At 68.6% G+C, this 20463-nt stretch carries 17 protein-coding genes; 9 read left to right on the forward strand and 8 right to left on the reverse strand.

Translation table 11 applies throughout. The features are described from left to right. Window positions 1-42 precede the first annotated feature (42 nt). Window positions 43-486: a septum formation family protein gene (locus tag ACQFZP_RS02685; RefSeq protein WP_211890243.1), complete on the reverse strand. Its 444-nt coding sequence runs from the start codon at window positions 484-486 to the stop codon at window positions 43-45. Window positions 487-495: 9 nt separating this feature from the next. Continuing rightward, a complete protein-coding gene (locus ACQFZP_RS02690; RefSeq protein WP_179556516.1) occupies window positions 496-1071 on the reverse strand; it encodes a septum formation family protein in 576 nt (191 codons plus the stop codon). Window positions 1072-1233: 162 nt separating this feature from the next. Here ACQFZP_RS02690 and ACQFZP_RS02695 point away from each other — a divergent pair, with 162 nt between their 5' ends. After that, complete coding sequence (locus ACQFZP_RS02695) at window positions 1234-2778, forward strand: MFS transporter (protein WP_211890244.1); 1545 nt, start codon at window positions 1234-1236, stop codon at window positions 2776-2778. Window positions 2779-2809: 31 nt separating this feature from the next. Here the strand turns inward: ACQFZP_RS02695 and ACQFZP_RS02700 are convergent, their stop codons facing one another. From ACQFZP_RS02700 to aroA, 3 genes are read right to left on the reverse strand one after another with little or no spacing between them, the layout of a single operon-like run. Next, window positions 2810-3625, reverse strand: a complete 816-nt coding sequence (locus tag ACQFZP_RS02700) for an inositol monophosphatase family protein (RefSeq protein ID WP_104312183.1) — start codon at window positions 3623-3625, stop codon at window positions 2810-2812. 24 nt (window positions 3626-3649) lie between these two features. After that, complete coding sequence (rsgA, locus tag ACQFZP_RS02705; RefSeq protein WP_179556518.1) at window positions 3650-4711, reverse strand: ribosome small subunit-dependent GTPase A; 1062 nt, start codon at window positions 4709-4711, stop codon at window positions 3650-3652. Between the two features lie 2 nt (window positions 4712-4713). After that, a complete protein-coding gene (gene aroA / locus ACQFZP_RS02710) occupies window positions 4714-6159 on the reverse strand; it encodes a 3-phosphoshikimate 1-carboxyvinyltransferase (RefSeq protein WP_211890245.1) in 1446 nt (481 codons plus the stop codon). 149 nt (window positions 6160-6308) lie between these two features. Here aroA and ACQFZP_RS02715 point away from each other — a divergent pair, with 149 nt between their 5' ends. Genes ACQFZP_RS02715 through ACQFZP_RS02725 form a run of 3 tightly spaced genes read left to right on the forward strand, consistent with a single transcriptional unit; the run spans window position 6309 to window position 7775 of the window. After that, window positions 6309-6944 carry a sigma-70 family RNA polymerase sigma factor gene (locus ACQFZP_RS02715; RefSeq protein ID WP_104312180.1) on the forward strand — a complete coding sequence of 212 codons (636 nt, stop codon included), beginning with the start codon at window positions 6309-6311 and terminating at the stop codon, window positions 6942-6944. Then, window positions 6941-7201, forward strand: a complete 261-nt coding sequence (locus ACQFZP_RS02720) for a zf-HC2 domain-containing protein (protein WP_104253513.1) — start codon at window positions 6941-6943, stop codon at window positions 7199-7201. Before ACQFZP_RS02715 ends, ACQFZP_RS02720 begins: the two co-directional genes overlap by 4 nt. A gap of 31 nt (window positions 7202-7232) precedes the next feature. Continuing rightward, the gene (locus ACQFZP_RS02725) at window positions 7233-7775 is read left to right on the forward strand and encodes a hypothetical protein (protein WP_104312179.1); all 543 of its coding nucleotides are present in this window, start codon (window positions 7233-7235) and stop codon (window positions 7773-7775) included. Window positions 7776-7854: 79 nt separating this feature from the next. Here the strand turns inward: ACQFZP_RS02725 and ACQFZP_RS02730 are convergent, their stop codons facing one another. Beyond that, the gene (locus tag ACQFZP_RS02730) at window positions 7855-11568 is read right to left on the reverse strand and encodes a multifunctional oxoglutarate decarboxylase/oxoglutarate dehydrogenase thiamine pyrophosphate-binding subunit/dihydrolipoyllysine-residue succinyltransferase subunit (RefSeq protein WP_104312178.1); all 3714 of its coding nucleotides are present in this window, start codon (window positions 11566-11568) and stop codon (window positions 7855-7857) included. 144 nt (window positions 11569-11712) lie between these two features. Between ACQFZP_RS02730 and ACQFZP_RS02735 the strand changes: the two genes are divergently transcribed. The 5 genes from ACQFZP_RS02735 to ACQFZP_RS02755 all read left to right on the forward strand — a co-directional run bounded on the left by ACQFZP_RS02735 (window position 11713) and on the right by ACQFZP_RS02755 (window position 17985). Beyond that, entirely contained in the window at window positions 11713-13152 is a 1440-nt protein-coding gene (locus tag ACQFZP_RS02735) for a GuaB1 family IMP dehydrogenase-related protein (protein ID WP_211890246.1), read from the forward strand. A gap of 72 nt (window positions 13153-13224) precedes the next feature. Then, window positions 13225-14571 (forward strand): hemolysin family protein, encoded by a 1347-nt coding sequence (locus ACQFZP_RS02740; RefSeq protein ID WP_211890751.1) that lies wholly within the window; start codon window positions 13225-13227, stop codon window positions 14569-14571. After that, window positions 14564-15607, forward strand: a complete 1044-nt coding sequence (locus tag ACQFZP_RS02745) for a hemolysin family protein (protein WP_104312175.1) — start codon at window positions 14564-14566, stop codon at window positions 15605-15607. The genes ACQFZP_RS02740 and ACQFZP_RS02745 overlap by 8 nt, the downstream gene beginning before the upstream one ends. 66 nt (window positions 15608-15673) lie before the next feature. Further along, window positions 15674-16609 (forward strand): ADP-dependent NAD(P)H-hydrate dehydratase, encoded by a 936-nt coding sequence (locus tag ACQFZP_RS02750; protein WP_179556521.1) that lies wholly within the window; start codon window positions 15674-15676, stop codon window positions 16607-16609. Between the two features lie 20 nt (window positions 16610-16629). Further along, a complete protein-coding gene (locus tag ACQFZP_RS02755; protein WP_211890247.1) occupies window positions 16630-17985 on the forward strand; it encodes a glycosyltransferase 87 family protein in 1356 nt (451 codons plus the stop codon). On the opposite strand, the gene metX is transcribed toward ACQFZP_RS02755, so the two are convergent. Both metX and ACQFZP_RS02765 read right to left on the reverse strand, forming a co-directional pair. Further along, window positions 17878-19086, reverse strand: coding sequence for a homoserine O-acetyltransferase MetX (gene metX / locus ACQFZP_RS02760; protein ID WP_179556523.1), 1209 nt, complete (start codon window positions 19084-19086; stop codon window positions 17878-17880). The two genes, ACQFZP_RS02755 and metX, sit on opposite strands and share 108 nt — an antisense overlap. Before the next feature lie 28 nt (window positions 19087-19114). Continuing rightward, window positions 19115-20404 carry a bifunctional o-acetylhomoserine/o-acetylserine sulfhydrylase gene (locus tag ACQFZP_RS02765; protein WP_211890248.1) on the reverse strand — a complete coding sequence of 430 codons (1290 nt, stop codon included), beginning with the start codon at window positions 20402-20404 and terminating at the stop codon, window positions 19115-19117. Between the last annotated feature and the right edge of the window lie 59 nt (window positions 20405-20463).

A 20463-nucleotide genomic window follows, 5' to 3' on the forward strand; every position in this document is an offset into this window, starting at 1 on the left:
CCGCCGCTGTCCACAGGCGGCAGGCCCGCCAGGAAACGGAACCTAGCCGTTGGTCGGCAGGCGTGAGCCGCTCAGCTCGTCACCCTTGCTGCTTGCAATGAGGCAGACCAGGTTGCGGTCGCCCTCGCTCCAGCTCCGTTCGCTCGGAACAAGATGCAGCGCAGTGAGGCCCGCGACCGCGTCTCGCCCGAGCTCGGCGAACTGAGCTGAGCACCGTGCATCCGCTTCGGAGGCCAGAGCGTCATCGCCCGGGAACGCCTCACCGAGTTCGCTCGGTGCCGCCGAGAGCACCTCGTAGAGGTGTGGGTCCGCGCACGACGCCGCAAGCGTCGCAACGGTGAGGTCCGCGTCCGACGAGAAGCAATCGCCAGCTCTCACATCCGTGATCGGAACCGCGCGGGGCGTCTCCGGGGAGCTCGCACAGGCCGTCAGCGCTCCGCTGACGACGAGCACGGCCAAGAGCGTTGCGGGGATTCGGGAGGACACCCCACCAGGCTAGCTGGCGGAACCCGCAGCCGTCCCCGCAGTGGCCTGGCCGTCGAGGGGCGTCACGATGCACAGCACTTCTCGGTCGCCGCTGGCCCATGACTCGGCGCTCGGCACGATGCCCGTGTAGTTCCATTCGGTCAGGAACGGCTCCGCCCCGATGAAGCCCGTGAACGCTGCGGAGCAGATGTCCTCGAGGGCAGTGTCGATCGCCGAGTCGCCGGGGAAGGTGTCACCGCCCGACATGTTCTCGGAGTGATACGCCTCGTACGTGTGCAGCGAGTCGCAGTTCGGGAAGAGCTCAGCGTCGTCGGAATCCGATTCGAGGTCGAAGCAGTCGCCGACCGCGAGGTCCTCGATGCCGGTCATCGTGCCAGCCACCGCGGTTGGTGTTGGTGTTGCCGTCTCGGATGCGGTGGGCGTGGCCGACTCGGTCTCCTCGGCAGTGGACGTCGACGTCGTCGTCACCACGGGGTCGGAGCCCCCACTGGCCAGTGTCGTCACGAGGGTGCATCCACTGAGGAGCAGGAGGGCGGCGAGCCCCAGGGACGCGCCAGCGGCGCTTCGTACGGCGGCGGTTCGCATCGTTGCTCCTCTTGGGGGTGAACATCGGTTCAGAGGTCCTGTTGCCGCTCCTGCAGACGCGACGCGACCAGTGTATTGCCGTGTTCCCGAAGATCACCACTGAGGCGATCGCAGTTGCTGCCACCCTGGCGTGTCGTCCCGCGGGCGTAGCATTGGCTCCCTATGTCTGCAGACGCGAGTTCCCCCACCCAGCAGTCGACCGTCCGGCAGGGTGGACCCTCTTCCTCCGCCACAGCACCCCAGGAGGCCTCCCGCTGGCCCGCCTTTGCGGTGTGCGCGGCGGTCGCCGTGCTCACGATCCTCGATCTGGCCAAGGTCAACGTCACGCTCGGCCCGATCGAGCACACGCTCGGCGCGGCCTCCTCCGACGTGCAGCTCATCGTCGCCGGCTACGTGCTGGCGTTCGGAATCCTGCTGGTTCCCTCGGGGCGACTCGGCGACCTGTGGAATCGCAAGCGCCTGTTCCTGATCGGTCTCGTCGCCTTCGCGCTCGCGTCGCTCGTGTGCGCGCTGAGTGTGAGCACCGAGATGCTGATCGGCGGTCGCATCCTGCAGGGTTTCGCCGCCGGCATCCTGATGCCGCAGGTGCTCGGCCTCATCCAGCAGCTCTTCACGGGCCAGGAGCGTGGGCGGGCCTTCGGGATCTTCGGCGCCATCGTCGGGCTCGGCACGGCGTTCGGTCCGACGATCGGCGGCTTGCTCATCGGCCTGCTGGGGGAGGAGGCCGGCTGGCGCTGGACCTTCGCGATGAACGTGCCCCTCGCCCTTGTCGTGCTGCCGTTCGCCTGGCGGCTCCTCCCATCGAGGCAGGAAGTGGCGAAGGGGCAGACGCTCGACCTCTTCGGCGTCGCCCTCCTCGGGCTGGCCGTGCTGACGACGATGCTCCCATTCGTGCTGACGTCGGGGCGGGACACTGACGACCCGGCCCGGTGGTGGCTGCTCGCCCCAGCGCTCGGCTTCTTCGTCGCGTTCATCCTCTGGGAACGGCGCTACCTCCGGATCGGGAAGACGCCCGTCGTCGACTTCGCGCTCTTCCGCACGCCCTCGTATCGCTACGGGGTGCTCATCACGACGCTGTTCTTCGCCGCGATGCCCGTCGGCTTCCTGCTCGTGACGCTGTTCCTGCAGCAGGGGCTCGGACACCCGGCCGTGCTGGTCGGTGCCGTCTCGGTCCCGTACGCGCTCACCTCGGCGGTCGTGGCAGCCGTGTCGGGCAAGTGGACGTTCCAGCACGGGGCCACGCTCGTCGCCGTCGGCGTCGCGCTGTTCGTTGTGGGCTACAGCGTGGTGCTCGTCGTGACCCAGCTGGCTGAGCCGGCGCTGTCGCCCTACCTGGTCAGCGCGTCCCTGGTCATCTCGGGTGCGGGCGCGGGGCTGGTGATGGGGGCGAACCAGATGCGGATGCTCCTGCACGTCCCCGTCGAGCAGGCGGGCATCGCGGGCTCGTTCGCGCAGGTCGGGCAGCGCCTCGGCAACGCCATGGGCTTGGCGATCGGCAGCTCCGTCTTCTTCGCGGGGGTCGCCGCCCTGCAGGTCACGGGAGCCGTGCAGGACACGAGTTCGCCTGTCGTGCAGGAGGCCTACAAGACGTCCGTCGCCGGCGGCCTGCTCGTGGTCATCTGCCTGGCCTGTCTCACGCTCGTGGTCGCCGTCGTGGACCTTGTCGGGCATCGGCGACGCCAGCGCGAGCAGCAAGTGGGGGAGTGACGTCTGATCTCCGGCCGAGTCGCGAACCGGATCAGCGGGCTGCGAGGGCCTTGAGCGCCTGATCGTGCAGAAGGCCATTCGTGGCGAGCGCACTGCCGTGCCACGGTCCTTCTTCCCCGTCCATGCTGGTGAACGTGCCGCCTGCCTCCACGACGATCGGCACGATCGCGGCCATGTCGTACGGCTGCAGATCGAACTCTCCCGCGATCTCGAGCGCGCCCTCCGCGACGAGCATGTAGGACCAGACCTCGCCGACGGCGCGCGTGCGCCAGATGGCTCGGCTGAACTCGAGCAGCTGCGCTGAGCGGCCCGCGTCATCCCAGCCCTTGAGGCTGTTGTAGCTGAGGGATGCCCGTTCGAGCTCGTCGACGGCGCTCACCTGAATGCGCCGGTCGGTGGCGACATCGCGGTCGCTGAGGTCGTCGTCGAGGTACGCACCCTGGCCGGTCGCGCCCCACCAGCGCCTGTTGAGGCCGGGTGCCGACACGACACCCACCTCGGGAACGCCGTCGATGACCAGCGAGATCAGGGTCGCCCAGATCGGGATGCCGCGCATGAAGTTGGCGGTGCCGTCGATCGGGTCGATGATCCACTGCCGGCGAGAGGTGCCCTGCGAGCCGTACTCCTCGCCGAGGATGGAGTCGCTCGGGCGGGTCTCCGCGAGGCGCGCGCGCAGGGCCTGCTCGACGGCCCGGTCCGCGTCGGTCACCGGCGTCCGGTCCTCTTTCTCGTACACCCCGAGCGAGCGCGAGTTGAAGTGCTGCATCGAGACCGCATCGGCGATGTCGGCGAGCTCTCGTGCGAGGCGGAGGTCGGAGGAGAGCGGGTGCAGGAGTTCGGTGGCCACACGGTCAGCCTAGGCCAGGGCCAGCTAGTAGCTCGCGTCGGCCGCCTGGTCGAGCGACATGAACAGGCGTCGCAGCGAGTCGAGCCTGGCGATGCCAGCCTCGTCGAGCTCGCCGTCACGCGCAGCGTCGTCGAGCGCGCAGTCCGGGGCGTCAGCCCGGTGCGTGCATCCGCGCGGGCAGTCCTCGGCGATGTCGGCGAGTTCGGTGAAGCCGCGCAGCACGTTGTCGCGATCGACGTGCCCGAGTCCGAATGACCGGACTCCGGGTGTGTCGATGATCCAGCCGGTGCGCCCCTCGGCGTCCTCGATCCGAACGGCGAGGGTGGATGAGGAGGTGTGCCTGCCGCGACCGGTGACGGCGTTGACGACTCCCGTCTCGCGAAGCGTGCCGGGCACGAGCGCGTTCACGAGCGTCGACTTCCCGACGCCGGAGTGGCCGACGGCGACCGTCGTGTGCCCCGTGAGCGCGGCTCGGAGCTCGTCGATGGGCTCGCCTCCCGGGCGAGACTCGAAGACCTTCACGCCGAGGGGCTCGACGAGCGCGCGCAGCTCGTCAGCGGGCGCCACGTCCGTCTTGGTCAGAACAAGCAGCGGCTGGATGCCCGCATCCAGGGCCGCCACGAGGTAGCGGTCGATGAGTCGTGGTCGCGGCTCCGGCTGAGCTGTGGCCGCGACGATGAGCATCTGGTCGGCGTTGGCGACGATGACGCGCTCGACCTGATCGGTGTCGTCCGCGCTGCGGCGGAGGAGCGTCTTGCGTTCGACGATGCGCACGATGCGGGAGAGGCTGCCGGCGTCGCCGGTCGTGTCGCCGACGATGTCGACGAGGTCTCCCGTGACGATCGCCGTCCGGCCGATCTCTCGCGCCTTGGCGGCGGTGACGGTTCGCTCCTCCGGCGTGCCCTCGTCGAGCAGCACCGTGTAGCGTCCGCGGTCGACGGTCACGACGCGTCCGGTCACGGCGTCGGAGTGCTTCGGACGCTGCTTCGATCGGGGCCTGTTCGCCTTGGGGTTCGGGCGCCCCCGGAAGTCGTCCTCGTCCCAGTCGCCGTAGGCGTCGAACGCGTCGCCGAGTGAGCGAGCCACGGTCAGATGCTGAAGGCGGTGAGGTCGACGCTGCCGTCGTCCTCGCCCTCGTCCGGGTCGCCGACCGTGCCCTGGTCCAGCATGTCCTGCCAGAGCTGGGTGAACTGGGGGAGCGTCTTGCTCGTGGCGTGGATGTCGTCGACGGTCACGCCCTCGATCGCGAGGCCGACGATGGCACCTGAGGTGGCCATGCGGTGGTCCTCGTAGCTGCGCCATTCGTGGGCGGTGCGCGGTCCGGGAACGATCTCGAGCCCGTCGTCGAGCTCGGTCACCTCGCAGCCGATGCCGCGCAGCTCTGCGGCGATGGCCGCCACGCGGTCGGTCTCGTGGCCCCGGAGGTGGGCGATGCCCGTGATGCGGCTCGTGGTGGTGCAGAGCCCGCAGAGCGCCGCGAGGTTGGGGGCGAGCTCTCCCGCCTCGGAGAGATCGAGGTCGACTCCCGGCAGCTCGGCTCCCTCGGCGATGCCTCGTTCAACCGTGCACGTGAGCACGCCGTCCGCGACCGAGATCTGCGCGCCGAAGAGCGGGAGCAGGTGCTCGAGGTGAGATCCGACCTGCGTGGTCGTCGCCGGCCAATCTTCAATGGAGACGCTGCCGCCCGCGACGATCGCCGCGATGAGGAAGGGCTCCGCATTGGAGAGGTCGGGCTCGATCGTGAGCTCGCGCCCGTCGATGCTGCCAGGCGACACACGCCACGTGCCCGCCTCCGAGTCGTCGATCTCGACCCCGCGGTCACGCAGGGCGGCGAGCGTCATGTCGATATGCGGTTGGCTCGGGACCCGATCGCCCGAGTGGATGAGCGTGAGCCCGTCCTCGAAGCGCGCGCCGGCCATGAGGAGCCCAGAGACGAACTGGCTGGAGGCTCCAGCGTCGATCGTGACCTCGCCTCCCGTCACCTCGCCGGTCCCGTAGAGCGAGAAGGGCAGCCCGCCCCTCCCGTCGTCGCGGACCTCGACACCGAGCGCCTTGAGCGCATCCACCGTGCCCTTCATCGGGCGTCGGCGAGCCGCCTCGTCGCCGTCGAAGGCGACGGGACCGAGGGCGAGGGATGCGAGGGGCGGGACGAAGCGCATGACGGTGCCCGCGAGGCCGCAGTCGATGGAGACGCCGCCCTCGAGCTCGCCCGGCGTGATCTCGAGATCGTTCCCGAACCGACCGTCGCCGGGGACCTCGACGATCCTCGTGCCGAGCTGCCTGAGCGCCTCGATCATGAGCTCGGTGTCTCGGGCCCACAGGGGGTGCCGAAGCAGTGATGGTGCGCCGGCCAGTGCGGAGAGCACCAGTTCACGGTTGGTGAGGCTCTTCGACCCAGGGATCTGCAGGCGCGCGTCGATCGGCGCAGTCGCCGTCGGGGCCTCCCACGGGCCGTCGCCGAGGGTCAGGGGCTCGCTGCCCTCGTCGTCTCGGTACAAATCGAAGCGTGGTCCGGAATAGCCAAAGATCTCCATTGGTTGACAACGATACCGCCAGTGGCGCTCGTATCACCCGGAAAGACGATTCCGCCAGACAACGAAGGGGAGGGCAGCCCTTGCAGACAACCCTCGCGCCGCCGAGGCGTCAAGCCGCCGAGAGGCGCACAGCAGTACACTCACGCGTAATGAGTGAGCAGAAGTCGCCTCAGGCGACCCCAGATCAGGACGAACTCCGGCAGCTGTTCGAGGAGCAGGCGCTGCAGTACATCGACCAGTTGTACGCGGCGGCTATGCGCATGACTCGAAACCCCGCAGACGCGCAGGACCTAGTGCAGGAGACCTTCGTGAAGGCCTTCGTCGCCTTCGCGCGCTTCGAGCAGGGCACGAACCTCAAAGCGTGGCTGTACCGCATCCTCACGAACCTCTTCATCAACTCGTACCGAAAGAAGCAGCGGGAGCCGTACGCGAACGCGCTCGAGGACCTCGAGGACTGGCAGCTCGGCGGTGCCGAGTCGGCGACGGCGCAGACCTCGTCGCGCTCGGCCGAGGCTGAGGCCATCGACCACCTTCCCGACTCGACGGTGAAGGACGCCCTCCAGGCGATTCCGGAGGACTTCCGCCTGGCGGTGTTCCTCGCAGACGTGGAGGGATTCTCCTACAAGGAGATCGCAGACATCATGAAGACCCCCGTCGGCACCGTCATGTCGCGGCTTCACCGCGGCAGGCGACTGCTTCGCGAGCGCCTCACCGGCTACGCGCGAGAGAACGGCATCATTCCGGCCCTGGACGGGGACGAGCAGGAAACAGGGAGCAAGAAATGACCGATTGCGGCTGCGAGAAAGCCAAGGACGCCCTCGAGGAGTACCTGCGCAACGAACTCGCCAGTACGGATGCGAGCGATATTCGCGAGCACCTCGAGCACTGCAAGGATTGCGAGAGCGAGCTGCACGTGAACCGCTCGCTCATGGAGGTCGTCCAGCGCGCCTGCAAGGAGCGCGCCCCCGAAGAGCTGCGCCTGCACGTCCTCGACCAGCTGCGCAACATCCAGCGTTCGCACGGCACGCCGGTCGCGAACTGACACGGGGCGCCCGCGAACTCGTGTCCTGCCCATGACTCCGGATCCCGAGGAGGACGCCTGGCGCCTGCTCTCTGCCCGCGTCGACGAGGCCATCTCCGAGCTGCGGGAACGGGATGCCAGGCGGGAGACGCTCGCCGAGCTGGTCGAGCGTCGCCCCGTCCTCGGCGTCCGTCGGGGCCCCGTCCTGCGGCGCGTCTCGAACGTGTGGCGGTTGCGTGAGCTGCTGCTCGACGAGAGCGGCGGTCTGTTCCGCGTCGGCTCCGTCATCCGGGTCGCGAAGCAGCCAGACCACTACAGCGAGCAGTCGGCGCTTGCGGCCGAGCGACGTCGCGTGCAGCTGGCCGCGCTGAAGTCCGGGTTCGCCCTTGGCGAGGTCGTCAACTACGGCGCGGCGCGTATCCAGCTCTCCGACAGCGGGGGTGCCGACGCGCATCCCGGCCTTGAGGTGGTGGGCGGCGAGGTGGTCCTGCACTGGGGAGCTGTCCCTGGCGCGCAGGCCGGTCTCGGCGCAAGCAGCTCGACGCCACTCGCCGCGTACCTCGACGACGCCGTCGCTCTCCTGACCGGGCGCTAGCAGGCCGTTCAGACAGCACACGAAGGCGCCCGCCCCGATTGCTCGGGACGGGCGCCTTCTGCGTTCGCGGAGGACCTGCCTAGTCGGCCAGCACTCCCTCGATGAGCTCGGCCTGCTGACGCTGGTGCGCCTTCATCGTGCCGACCGAAGGTGCCGACGACTCCGGGCGGGTGACCGCGCGGATCGTGCGTCCTTCGAGCATCGGCGCGAGGTGCGTGCGGATGAAGGGCCAAGCACCCTGGTTCTCCGGCTCGTCCTGCGCGTAGATGATCTCCGCGTTCGGGTACTCGGCGAGGATGCGGTTGATCTCCTCGCCCGGCATCGGGTAGAACTGCTCGAGCCGCACCAGGGCGACCGTCGAGTCCTCGCGCTTGTCGAGCTCCGCACGGAGGTCGTAGTGCAGCTTGCCGGCGTGCAGCACGACGCGCCGAACCGCGGCCTTGTCGGTGATGCGCTCGTCGTCCAGGACGGGCCGGAACGCGCCGTTCGTGAAGTCCTCGACCGGCGAGACGGCGCTGCGCAGGCGCAGCATCGACTTCGGCGTGAAGATCACGAGCGGCTTGCGCGGACGCGCGTAGGCCTGACGGCGCAGCAGGTGGAAGTGCGACGCGGGCGTCGATGGCATCGCGACCGTCATGTTCTCCTCTGCCGCGAGCGTGAGGAAGCGCTCGATGCGCGCCGAGGAGTGGTCGGGACCCTGACCCTCGTAGCCGTGGGGGAGCAGCAGCACGACGCTCGAGCGCTGGTTCCACTTCTGCTCGGACGCCGAGATGAACTCGTCGATGATCGTCTGTGCGCCGTTCACGAAGTCACCGAACTGCGCCTCCCAGAGGACAAGCGCGTCGGGACGCTCCACCGAGTAGCCGTACTCGAAGCCGAGCACCGCGTACTCGCTCAGGAACGAGTCGTAGATCGAGATGGGTGCCTGGTTGTCGCTCAGGTTGGAGAGCGGCAACCAGTTCTGGCCGTTGAGGCGATCGTGGAAGAGCGCGTGACGCTGCACGAACGTCCCGCGGCGCGAGTCCTGGCCGGACATGCGCACGGGCGTGCCCTCCATGAGCAGCGAGCCGAGGGCGAGGAGCTCGCCGAAGGCCCAATCGATGCCGCCTTCACGGCTCATCTGCTCGCGCTTCGACAGCACGGCCTTGAGCTTCGTGTGCACCGAGAAGCCCTCTGGCGGGTTCCCGTGCGCGTCGCCGATGGTCTCGATGACCTCGCGGGCGACAGCCGTCGACTCCGGCTCGGAGCGGTGGTTCTCCTCGCGGGAGCCCACTGCTGAGAGCTCGGCGGCCGAGATCGGGGTCGACTGCGTCTGGGCCTGGTGCGTCTCCGCGAAGGCGCGCTCGAGGCGGTCGTGGAAGTCCTTCTGCGCCGCATCGAACTCGTCCTGTGTGATGTCGCCACGTCCGACGAGCGCCTCGGCGTACAGCTTGCGCACGGAGCGCTTCGCCTCGATGAGGTTGTACATGAGGGGCTGCGTCATCGAGGGGTCGTCGCCCTCGTTGTGGCCGCGGCGGCGGTAGGAGATGAGGTCGATGACCACATCGCGCTTGAAGCGCTGGCGGTAGGCGAACGCGAGCTCGGCGACGCGCGCCACCGACTCGGGGTCGTCGCCGTTCACGTGGAACACGGGAGCCGAGATGGCCTTGGCCACATCGGTCGAGTACATCGACGAACGGGCGTCGCGAGGCGTCGTCGTGAAGCCGACCTGGTTGTTGATGTTCACGTGGATCGTGCCGCCCGTGCGGTAGGCGCGGAGCTGTGACATCTGCATCGTCTCGTAGACGACGCCCTGACCCGCCATGGCGGCGTCACCGTGGATGAGGATCGGCAGGACCGCATCCCGGCCGTCGGCCTTGCGGTCGAGCTTGCCGCGCACGATGCCCTCGAGCACGCCGTTGACAGCCTCGAGGTGCGAGGGGTTGGCGGCGAGGTAGACCGGGATCGTCGCGCCGGAAGCGGCCGTGAACGTTCCCTCGATGCCGAGGTGGTACTTCACATCGCCCGAGTTGCCGCGGCCCGAGCTGGACTGCACACCCTCGAACTCGCGGAAGATCTGGCCGTACGTCTTGCCGGCGATGTTGGTGAGCACGTTGAGGCGGCCGCGGTGGGCCATGCCGATCGCGACCTCGTCGAGGTCTTCCTCGGCGGCACCCTGGATGATCGTGTCGAGCAGGGAGATGACCGACTCGGAACCCTCGAGCGAGAAGCGCTTCTGGCCGACGTACTTCGTCTGCAGGAACGTCTCGAACGCCTCAGCCTCGTTGAGCTTGTTGAGGATGCGCATCTGCTCTTCGTGCGTGGGCTTCGTGTACGGGTGCTCCAGCTCGTCCTGGAACCAGGCGCGCTGCTCCGGGTCCTGGATGTGCATGTACTCGATGCCGATGGTGCGGCAGTAGGAGTCGCGGAGGATGCCGAGGATGTCGCGGAGCTTGAGCATCCGTTGGCTTCCGCCGAACCCGTCCGCGACGAACTCGCGCTCGAGGTCCCAGAACGTGAGCCCGTGGTTCTCGATCTCGAGGTCCGGGTGCGTGCGCTGCACGTACTGCAGCGGGTCGATGTCAGCCATCATGTGGCCGCGCACGCGGTACATGTTGATGAGCTGCTGCACGCGAGCCGTCTTGTTGATGGCGGCGGCGAGGTCGACGTGGACGTCCTGCGACCACACGACGGGCTTGTACGGGATGCGCAGCGACGCGAAGATCTCTTCGTAGAAGTTGTGCTGGCCCGTGAGGTGCTCGTGCACGATCTTCAGGAACTCGCCGGAGCCAGCGCCCTGGATGACGCGGTGGTCGTACGTGCTCGAGATCGTGAGGCGCTTGGAGATGGCGAGATCGTCGAGGACGTGCTGCGCCATTCCCTGGTAGGGGGCCGGGTAGTCGAGGGCGCCGGCGCCGATGATCGCTCCCTGGCCCTTCATGAGCCTCGGGACGGACTGCAGGGTGCCCATTCCGCCCGGGTTCGTGAGCGAGATCGTCGTGCCCGCGTAGTCGTCGCCGCTGAGCTTGTTCTGGCGACCGCGCTTGATGAGCTCCTCGTACGCGCCGAGGAACTCGCGGAAGTTGAGCGTCTCGGCCTGCTTGATGCTCGGGACCACGAGGGCGCGGGTTCCGTCGGGCTTCGGCACGTCGATCGCGATGCCGAGGTTGACGTGGGCGGGTTCGATGGCGGATGGCTTGCCGTCGACCTCGTCGTAGTACACGTTCATGCTCGGGAATTTGATGAGCGCCTTCACGAGCGCCCAGCCGATGAGGTGCGTGAACGAGACCTTGCCGCCGCGGGTGCGGCGAAGGTGGTTGTTGATGACGATGCGGTTGTCGATCATGAGCTTCGCGGGGATCTCGCGGTAGCTCGTCGCGGTCGGCACCTGCAGCGAGATGTCCATGTTCTTGGCGATGGCCTTCGCCATGCCCTTCAGCGGCGACACGATGTTCTCGCGTGACGGCGCCTTCTCCTTGTCAGCTGCCGGCGCATCCGCGGGGATGAGCTTCTCCTGCGGGGCCGCGGCAGTGGTCTTCGCCTGCTTTCGCGCTTCGCCGTCGGCGGCCGGCTTCTTCGCCTCTGCCTCAGCGGCTGGAGCTGCCTGCGCCTTCGCGGGCTGGGCTGCCGGTGCCGTCTTCGCCGGGGCAGCGGTCTGCTGCTTGGCGTACTGCTCGAGTGTCGGCCACCAGGCCTCGTCGACACTCTTCGGGTCCTTGACGTACTTCTCGTACATCTCTTCGACGAGCCAATCGTTGGCTCCGAAATCGGACTTTGCTTCGTCTGTACCCGCACTGGTCAAATGACTCGCCACCTGAGTTTGTCTCGCGTTCGTCTGTTGATGCGGGACACGCCGAATCTGGGCGGCGGCCCCATCGAGTGACCAGCCTAACGCCCTTGGCGAGCGCTCTGCGCGAAAGTGGCCGGTTCGGCGTCTGGGCAACGTATTCTGGAGGCCATGCACTTCTCTGGTCCCGCCCCACACCACGAGCTCACGTACTCGGACGTCTTCCTGATTCCGAGCAGGTCGGATGTGGGATCGAGGCTGAATGTCTCGCTCGCCCCGGATGACGGCACCGGCATGACGATCCCGCTGGTCGCCTCGAACATGAACGCGGTGACCGGTCCCCGCATGGCGGCGGCCATCGCACGGCGAGGCGGTCTCGGCGTGCTGCCGCAGGACATGTCCCTCGAGGCTCTGCAGACCGCGATCGCCTGGGTTAAATCGCAGGACCCGGTCCTCGACACGCCCTTCACCGCGTCGGGCGACGCGACGGTGGGCGCGGTGCTCGAAATCGTCCCGCCCGTCGCCGGGTTCGGGGTCTCCGTGCTGGCTCCCGATGGGGAGGTGCTCGGTGTGCTGCAGGCGTCGACGCTGGCGCGTGTCCCGAGCGACGCCGTGCTGGCCGATCTGAGCCACCACTTCGTCGACGAGGTGCCGCTGGCCCTCGCCCGCGACTCCCGCGCGGTCTTCAACTCCTTCGCCGAGGCTGGCGAGAGCTTCGCGCCCGTGCGGACCGAGCGTGGTGAGATCGCGACGGTCACGGCAAGCGGCGCGCTGCGCAGCACGATCTACCAGCCGGCGCTGGATGCTCAGGGGCGCCTTCGTGTCGCGGTCGCCGTCGGCGTGTCGCGCAACGCGCTCGAGCGTGCACGCGCGCTTGTCGAGGCCGGCGCCGATGTGCTGGTCCTGGATACCGCGCACGGACATCAGGGCAGCATGCTGCGAGCGATCGAGGCGGTGCGTGGGGCGGAGCTCGGCGTTCCGATCGTCGCGGGCAACGTCGTCTCCGGAAGCGGCGTCCACGACCTCGTCTCGGCGGGGGCGAGCATCATCAAGGTCGGCGTCGGCCCCGGCGCCATGTGCACCACGCGCATGATGACCGCGGTCGGTCGTCCGCAGTTCTCCGCGGTGCTGGAGACATCGGAGACCGCGCACGCGCTCGGCGCGCGGGTCTGGGCGGACGGGGGAGTGCGCTATCCGCGTGACGTCGCCCTCGCGCTCGCCGCCGGTGGGTCCGCCGTCATGATCGGCTCATGGTTCGCCGGCACGGTCGAGGCGCCGGGAACGGTGCGGACCGACGATGCTGGCAACTGGTTCAAGGAGTCGTTCGGCATGGCATCCACGAAGGCGGTCGAAGCGCGTTTCGGGGACCTCGAGCCCTACGAGCGCGCGCGAAAGCTCCTCTTCGCGGAGGGCATCTCGTCGTCGAAGATCATGCTCGACCCCAAGCGACCTGGGCTCGACGACCTGATCGACATGATCACGACCGGCGTCCGCTCATCGTTCACCTACGCGGGTGCTGACTCACTCCCCGAATTCCGCCAGCGGGCCAAGGTCGGCATCCAGTCGGCGGCCGGCTACGAAGAGGGCAAGGCCCTCCCGGTGTCCTGGTAGACGCGGCCGGCTGACGGGGGTCTCGGATATGTGTGCTCGACAGGGTGGTGACCGGGCGTGAACGAGTGGCTCATGCTCGGGGTCGGCGTCCTCCTCACCTTGGGAACCGGCGTCTTCGTCGGCTCGGAGTTCTCGCTCGTCAACCTCGACCGCAACGATCTCGAGAAGCGGCGGGAACGAGGAGAGAAGCGCCTCACCCCGACGATCAACGCGCTCAAGCACACGTCCACGCACCTCTCGAGCGCGCAGCTCGGCATCACGCTCACGACGCTCCTCACCGGCTACACGATGGAGCCGGCGATCTCATCGCTGCTCGCGACGCCGCTCGGCGCGGTCGGACTGCCGGAGGACGCCGTGCGCCCCGTCGGAGCCGTGCTGGCCATCGTCATCGCGACGGCCCTGTCGATGGTCGTCGGCGAGCTCATCCCGAAGAACTTCGCGCTCGCCGTGCCACGGACGACGGCGAAGTTCCTCATCCCGCTGCAGGTCGCCTTCACGACGGTGTTCAGGCCGGCGGTCGCGGTGCTGAACGGCAGCGCGAACGGACTCATCCGCTCCGTCGGCATCGAGCCGAAGGAAGAGCTCTCCGGCGCGCGCACCGCGGAGGAGCTGTCGAGCCTCGTGCGGCGCTCAGCGCTCGTCGGCATCCTCGAAGGTGAGCGGGCCGTGCTGCTGAGTCGCACGCTGCGCTTCGCCGACCACATCGCAGCGGATGTGATGACGCCGAGGCCTCGAGTGCAGTCCATCGCCGTCGACGCGCCGGTGCAGGACCTCATCGATCTCGCGAAGTCGACGGGGCACTCGCGCTTCCCGGTGACCGGTGAGGACATCGACGAGATCGTGGGCGTGGCGCACCTCAAGAACGCCGTCTCGCTTCCGCTCGACCGGAGGCGCTCCGTGCCGGTCGGGGCGATCAAGACCGACGCGCTGCTCGTCCCCGAGACGCTCGGCTTGGACGCGCTGCTCGCCGAGCTGCGATCCGGCGGCTTCCAGCTGGCGGTTGTGCTCGACGAGTACGGCGGCACGAATGGCGTCGTGACGCTCGAGGACCTCGTCGAGGAGATCGTCGGCGAGCTCGTCGACGAGCACGACCGCGCACATCTCGATGTGGTCCGCGCCAAGGGACGGACCACGTTCGACGGCATGCTCCGACCAGACGAGGTGCGTGACCGGCTCAACATCGAGCTCGACGACCACGGACCGTACGAGACGGTCGCAGGCTTCATCATGAACGCCCTCGAGCGCATCCCGGCCGTGGGTGACGAGGTCCAGGTCCCCGTCGGCACGTTCCGGGTCGAGCGGATGGAGGGCCGCCGCGTCGACCGCGTCGCGTTCACTCCCAACGAGTCCTACGAGTCGAGGGAGGCCCTCATGCAGCGCCTCGCCGACCAGCACGCCGAGAAGGAGAACCGTGGCTGAGTACTGGTCTGGACTCGCCTGGCTTGTCGTCCTCCTCGCGGCGAACGCCTTCTTCGTCGGGGCGGAGTTCGCCGTCATCTCCGCGAAGCGCTCGCAGATCGAACCCAGGGCGGAGCGGGGCAGCAAAGCAGCCCAGCAGACGCTCTACGCGATGGAGCACGCGACCGGCATGCTCGCGACGAGCCAGCTCGGCATCACGGTCTGCTCGCTCCTCATCCTCAACGTGTCCGAGCCCGCGCTCCACCACCTCCTCGAGATCCCGCTGTCGGCCACGGGTCTCAGCGAGGAGATGATCTCGACCATCGCGTTCGTCATCGCGCTCGTCGTCGTCTCCTACCTGCACGTCGTCCTCGGCGAGATGGTGCCGAAGAACATCTCGTTCTCGGTTCCCGACCGCGCGGCCCTGCTGCTCGCGCCGCCGCTCGTGTTCTTCTCGCGCCTGTTCGCGCCGGTCATCTGGGCGCTGAACGGCATCGCGAACACGACCCTGCGCCTCTTCGGCGTCGAGCCGAAGGCCGAGACGACCAGTGCCTTCACCTTCGACGAGGTCGCCGGGATCGTCGAGCAGTCGAAGCGAGAGGGGGTGCTCATGGACCGCGCGGGCACCCTGTCGAACACCTTCGAGTTCACGGCCAAGAAGGTCGCCTCCGTCGCGATCGCCGGAGACCAGCTCGTCGTGCTCCCGCCGGACGCGACGCCGGAGATGCTGCAGCGCGCCGTCTCCGAGCACGGCTACTCGCGCTACATCATCCTCGACAGCGAGGGCGGGTACGCGGGCTACGTGCACCTGAAGGACGTGCTCGACCTCGACGAGCCGGGCGAGTTCGACCAGCCGATCCCGGCCAAGCGCATCCGCTCGCTCGATGGGGTCCATGACGAGGCCGATCTCGAGGACGCCCTCGCGATGATGCGCCGCACAGGCAACCACCTGGCGCGGGTGCTCGACCGGGAAGGCAGCACGCGCGGCGTGCTGTTCCTCGAGGACATCATCGAGGAGCTTGTCGGCGAGATCCGGGATGCGACCGCCCGACACTGAGGTCCGGACCCCCTGAGCCCTCTCCATCGACTTGGCGTGTCGCCGAAGAGCGACCAGGATGGCCGGGTGAGGGAATTCGAAGCTCAGGACGCCGCGGCCAGCGTGTTCGCGCCGCGCGAGGACGACCACAAGTACCGAAGGGGCGTCGCCGCGTTCGTCACGGGCTCGACGCACTACCCCGGCGCCGCCGTGCTCGGCACGAGAGCCGCCCTCGCGACCGGCATCGGCATGGTGCGGTACTCGGGCGGCGAGGCCGAGACGAAGGCCGTGCTGTGGCAGAGTCCTGAGGTCGTGGCCGACCTCGCGTCGTTCGACGCGCTCATCGTGGGCTCCGGTGTGGACCCGAAGGACGTGCGACGCACCAGCGAGGCACGCGAGGCCCTTGACCGTGCGCGTGAGCTCGACGCGACGGTCATCGCCGACTCGGGGGCCCTCGGGCAGATCGCCAAGCGCGTCCTCGGCGGGCACCATGTGCGCCGGTGCATCCTCACACCGCACGCGGCTGAGCTCGCAGCGCTCATCACGAAGCTCGAGAACACCGAGGTGCATGCGAGCGACGTCATCAAGGAGCCGGAGCAGGCCGTCCGCCTCGTCACCGACCGCCTCGGATGCACGCTTGTGCTCAAAGGGCACCGCACCCACATCGCAGGTGACGGCCCCACGATCATCGTGGATGCGCCCGGCGCCTGGCTCGCGACTGCAGGCACCGGAGACGTGCTCGCGGGCGCCATGGGGGCGCTGAGCGCCGTCGCCTCCAAGCGCGAGGTCAGCGAGCAGCCAGAGCCCCAGCAGCTCGCCGCCGCCGCCGTCTGGCTGCACGCGCGCGCCGGCTGGTTCGCCTCGCAGATCAACGCGGGCAACTCGGCCGCCGCGGCCGACCTCCTTGCGCCCATCGACCAGCTCCAGCGGCACGGGCCCGGCTCTCCCATCAGGGCGAGCGACGCGACCGCAGTCCTGCCTCGGCTGGTCGGCGCACTCGTGGCGTCCAAGATCCACGCCTGAGCTGGGGTAGCTTGTCCCGCATGACTACGTCGTGGATCGCCCGTCACTGGCGAGGCCCTCTCTCGATCGTGACGCTCTGGCTGGCCTTCGCCGGCGTGCACTACGTGCTGATCCTCGTGAACCTGTACTCGCTCTCGAACCCGATGGGCGACGTCTTCCAGGTGTACCGCGGGTGGGTGGATCAGGCGCAGCAGGGGCAGGTGCCCGGCATCGACGCGACGTTCGTGTATCCGCTGCCGTCGCTGCTCCCGATGCTGCTCGCCGACGTGGTGGGCGGGCAGGCGAACTACGGTCTCGGCTGGCTGCTAGTGGTCACGGCGGGCAATGCGGTGGCGTTCGCGGCCCTGACGCTCTGGCGGCCGTCGTCGCGCGACGCTCGCCTCCGGCAGGTGGCTGCCTGGTGGTGGCTCGTCCTGATGGCGCTGCTCGGTCCCGTCGCCCTCGGGCGGATCGACGCCATCAGCGTCCCCATCGCGCTCCTCGCGCTCCTGTCGCTCCGACGAAGGCCGGAGATCGCGGGTGCGCTCCTCACCTTCGGGGCCTGGCTCAAGATCTGGCCCGCCGCCGTGTTCGCGGCCGCCTTCATCGTGCTGCGGCACCGCCTCTGGCTCGTGGCGGGCGCTCTCGTCGTCTGCGCCGCCGTGCTCATTCCGGCGTTCGCTCTCGGTGGGGGATCGAACGTGCTCTCCTTCGTGACCGAGCAGACCGGCCGTGGGCTCCAGGTCGAGGCGGTCGCGGCGACCGTGCCCATGTGGCTGGCCTCGATGCAGGTGCCCGGCTACAGCGCTTCCTACTCCATGGAGATCCTGACCTTCCAGGTCTACGGGCCCGGCACCGAGTTCGTCAGCGCACTGCTCACTCCGGTGCTGGCCGTGGCCGTGCTCGGCGTGGTCCTGCTCGCGCTCGTCTCCAAGCGCCGGGGGATGCCGTTCACCCGGTTGTTCCCGGCGCTCTCGCTCGCGCTTGTGCTCTCGTTCATCGTCTTCAACAAGGTCGGGTCACCGCAGTTCATCACCTGGCTGGCGCCGGTCATCGTGTTCGGCCTCATCGTGGATGTCAGGCGGTTCGCGCTGCCTGCGGGGATCGCGCTGTGCATCGCCTGGCTGACGCAGGTCATCTACCCCGGCAACTACAACTTCGTGACCGACGCCCACGCCGCGGGCGTGGCCCTCCTCGCCGGGCGAAACGGCCTCCTGGTGGTGCTGCTCGTCTGGTCGCTGTGGGCCATGTGGCCGCGCAGCAGGCGTGCCGCGCCCACGGCGGCGAGGTCAGCCGTTGGCGAGCATCGAGCGGATCGCGTCGCCGACGTGATGGATCTCCAGCAGGAACCCGTCGTGGCCGAAGTTCGATCGAATCGTGACGGCCCGGTCACCTGAGTAGCTGTTCGGCACGCCGGCCGCGATGCGGTGCTGCGTCTCCGGCGGGAACAGCACATCGGTGGAGATGCCGATGACCATGGTTGATGCCGTGACGCGCCCGAGGGCCGCATCCACCCCGCCACGGTCACGGCCGACGTTGTGCGAGCTCATCGCCGTGAGCAGCGTGATGTAGCTGTTGGCGTCGAATCGACGCGTGAACCGATTGCCGTGGAAGTCGAGGTAGGACTCGACGGCGTAGCGGCCCTCGTCCTGCTCAGGGCTGAGGTTCGACTGCCAGCTGCGGCCGAAACGGTCGTCGAGCTCAGTGCCCGAGCGGTAGTTGAGCATGGCGAGCCGCCGCGCCAGGGCGAGTCCCCGGTGCGGCCCGAAGCCGGCGGGCTCGTCCGCGTAGTCGCCGTCGTTGAAGTTCGGGTCGAGCCTGATGGCATCGATCTGCAGCGTGTTCTGCGCGATGGTCTGCGCGTCCGACGCGGCTGGCGCGCTCATCACGATGAGCCGCTGCGTGCGGTCGGGGTGCATGATGCCCCATTCGAGCGCGTGCATGCCGCCCATGGAGCCGCCGATGACGGCCGCGAACGTCGAGATGCCGAGCTGGTCGGCGAGCAGGGCCTGAGCGCGCACCTGGTCGCGGATTGTCAGGACGGGGAACGAAGCACCGTACGCATTGCCGCGTGCGTCGAGGCTGGCTGGACCCGTCGAGCCCTGGCAGCCCCCGAGCATGTTGGGAGCGATGACGAAGTAGCGGTCCGTGTCGAGGGGCGCCCCCGGGCCGATGATGCCGGGCCACCAGCCGGCGGTGGGGTGCCCTGGGCCGAGCTGCCCTTCGACGTGGGAGTCGCCGGTGAGCGCGTGGAGGACGAGGATCGCGTTCGACCTGTCGGCGTTCAGCGTGCCCCAGGTCTCGTAGGCGAGTCTGATGAGCGGCAGCTCGCCTCCGTGCTCGGGGCTGAAGGCCCCGAGCCATGCGAATTGGCGGTCGCCGACATCGTCGCCGTCGCGCCACGCGCCGGAGGCGGGCGGCCTCAACGAGGCCGCCCGCAGTTCGTCGTTCGGGATTCTGCCGCTCGGCGGCGAGATTCCGTGATCTGTCCAGTCCATCAGCGCCAGGCTACGGGCAATTCCGCGCCTACGCGCGGAGGGAGTCGAGTGCCTGCGCGAGGTCCGCGATGAGGTCGTCGACGTTCTCGAGACCGACCGACAGGCGCACGAGTCCAGGGTTGATGCCCGAGGCGAGCAGCTGCTCGGGCGTCAGCTGCGAGTGCGTCGTCGACGGCGGGTGCACGATGAGGCTGCGCACGTCGCCGATGTTCGCCAGGTGGCTGAAGAGCTGGACGCGCTCGACGAGCTTGCGGCCGGCTTCGACGCCTCCGCGGAGCTCGAACGAGAGGATCGCGCCTGCGCCGTTGGGGGCGTAGCGCTTCGCGAGCGCGTTCCACGGGCTGGACTCGAGTCCCGCGTAGTTCACGTTCTGCACTTCCGCGTTGCCCTGCAGCCAGCTCGCGATGGCGGTCGCGTTGGACACGTGGCGTTCCATGCGGAGGCTGAGCGTCTCCACGCCCTGGAGGATCTGCCAGGAGGACGCGGGGGCGATGGATGCGCCGATGTCGCGCAGGAGCTGCACGCGGGCCTTCGTGTGGAAGGCGTTCGCGTTGCCCAGGGCGCCCGTGTAGCTCAGTCCGTCGTAGCTCGGGTCTGGCTCGGAGAGGCCGGGGAAGCGGGCCTTGTGCTCATCCCACGGGAAGCTGCCACCGTCGACGATGATGCCGCCGATGACGGCGCCGTGGCCGCCGAGGAACTTCGTGGCGGAGTGGACGACGATGTCGGCCCCGTGCTCGAAGGGGCGGATGAGGTAGGGCGTCGCGATGGTGTTGTCGACGATGAGGGGCACGCCGACCTCGTGTGCGACGTTCGCGACGGTCTCGATGTCGAGGATGTTCACGGCGGGGTTGCCGATCGTCTCGCCGAAGAAGAGCTTCGTGTTCTCCTTGGCGGCGGCCCGCCAGGCGTCCGGGTTGTTCTGGTCCTCGACGAACGTGACGTCGATGCCGAGCTTGGCGAACGTGTACTTGAAGAGGTTGAACGTGCCCCCGTAGATGGAGGTGGAGGACACGATGTGGTCGCCGGCTCCGGCGATGTTCAGGATCGCGAAGGTCTCGGCGGCCTGGCCGGAGGCGAGGGCGAGGGCGCCGCTGCCGCCCTCGAGGTCGGCGATCCGGGCCTCGAGCACGGCCGTTGTCGGGTTGGTGATGCGCGTGTAGATGTTGCCCGCGCGGGAGAGGGAGAACAGGTCGGCCGCGTGCTGTGCGTCGTCGAACACGTACGAGGTCGTCTGATAGATGGGGGTGACCACCGCGTTGGTCGTCGGGTCTGGGGCGGAACCGGCATGGATCTGCCTGGTCTCGAAGCTCTGGGTCATAGGTAGCCTCCGGGTCGGCTGCGACCCGACTGGACTGTCGGGTGGCACCGAGTGTGGCA

It is taken from the genome of Pseudoclavibacter sp. Marseille-Q434, assembly GCF_050315415.1.
GTDB lineage: Bacteria > Actinomycetota > Actinomycetes > Actinomycetales > Microbacteriaceae > Pseudoclavibacter.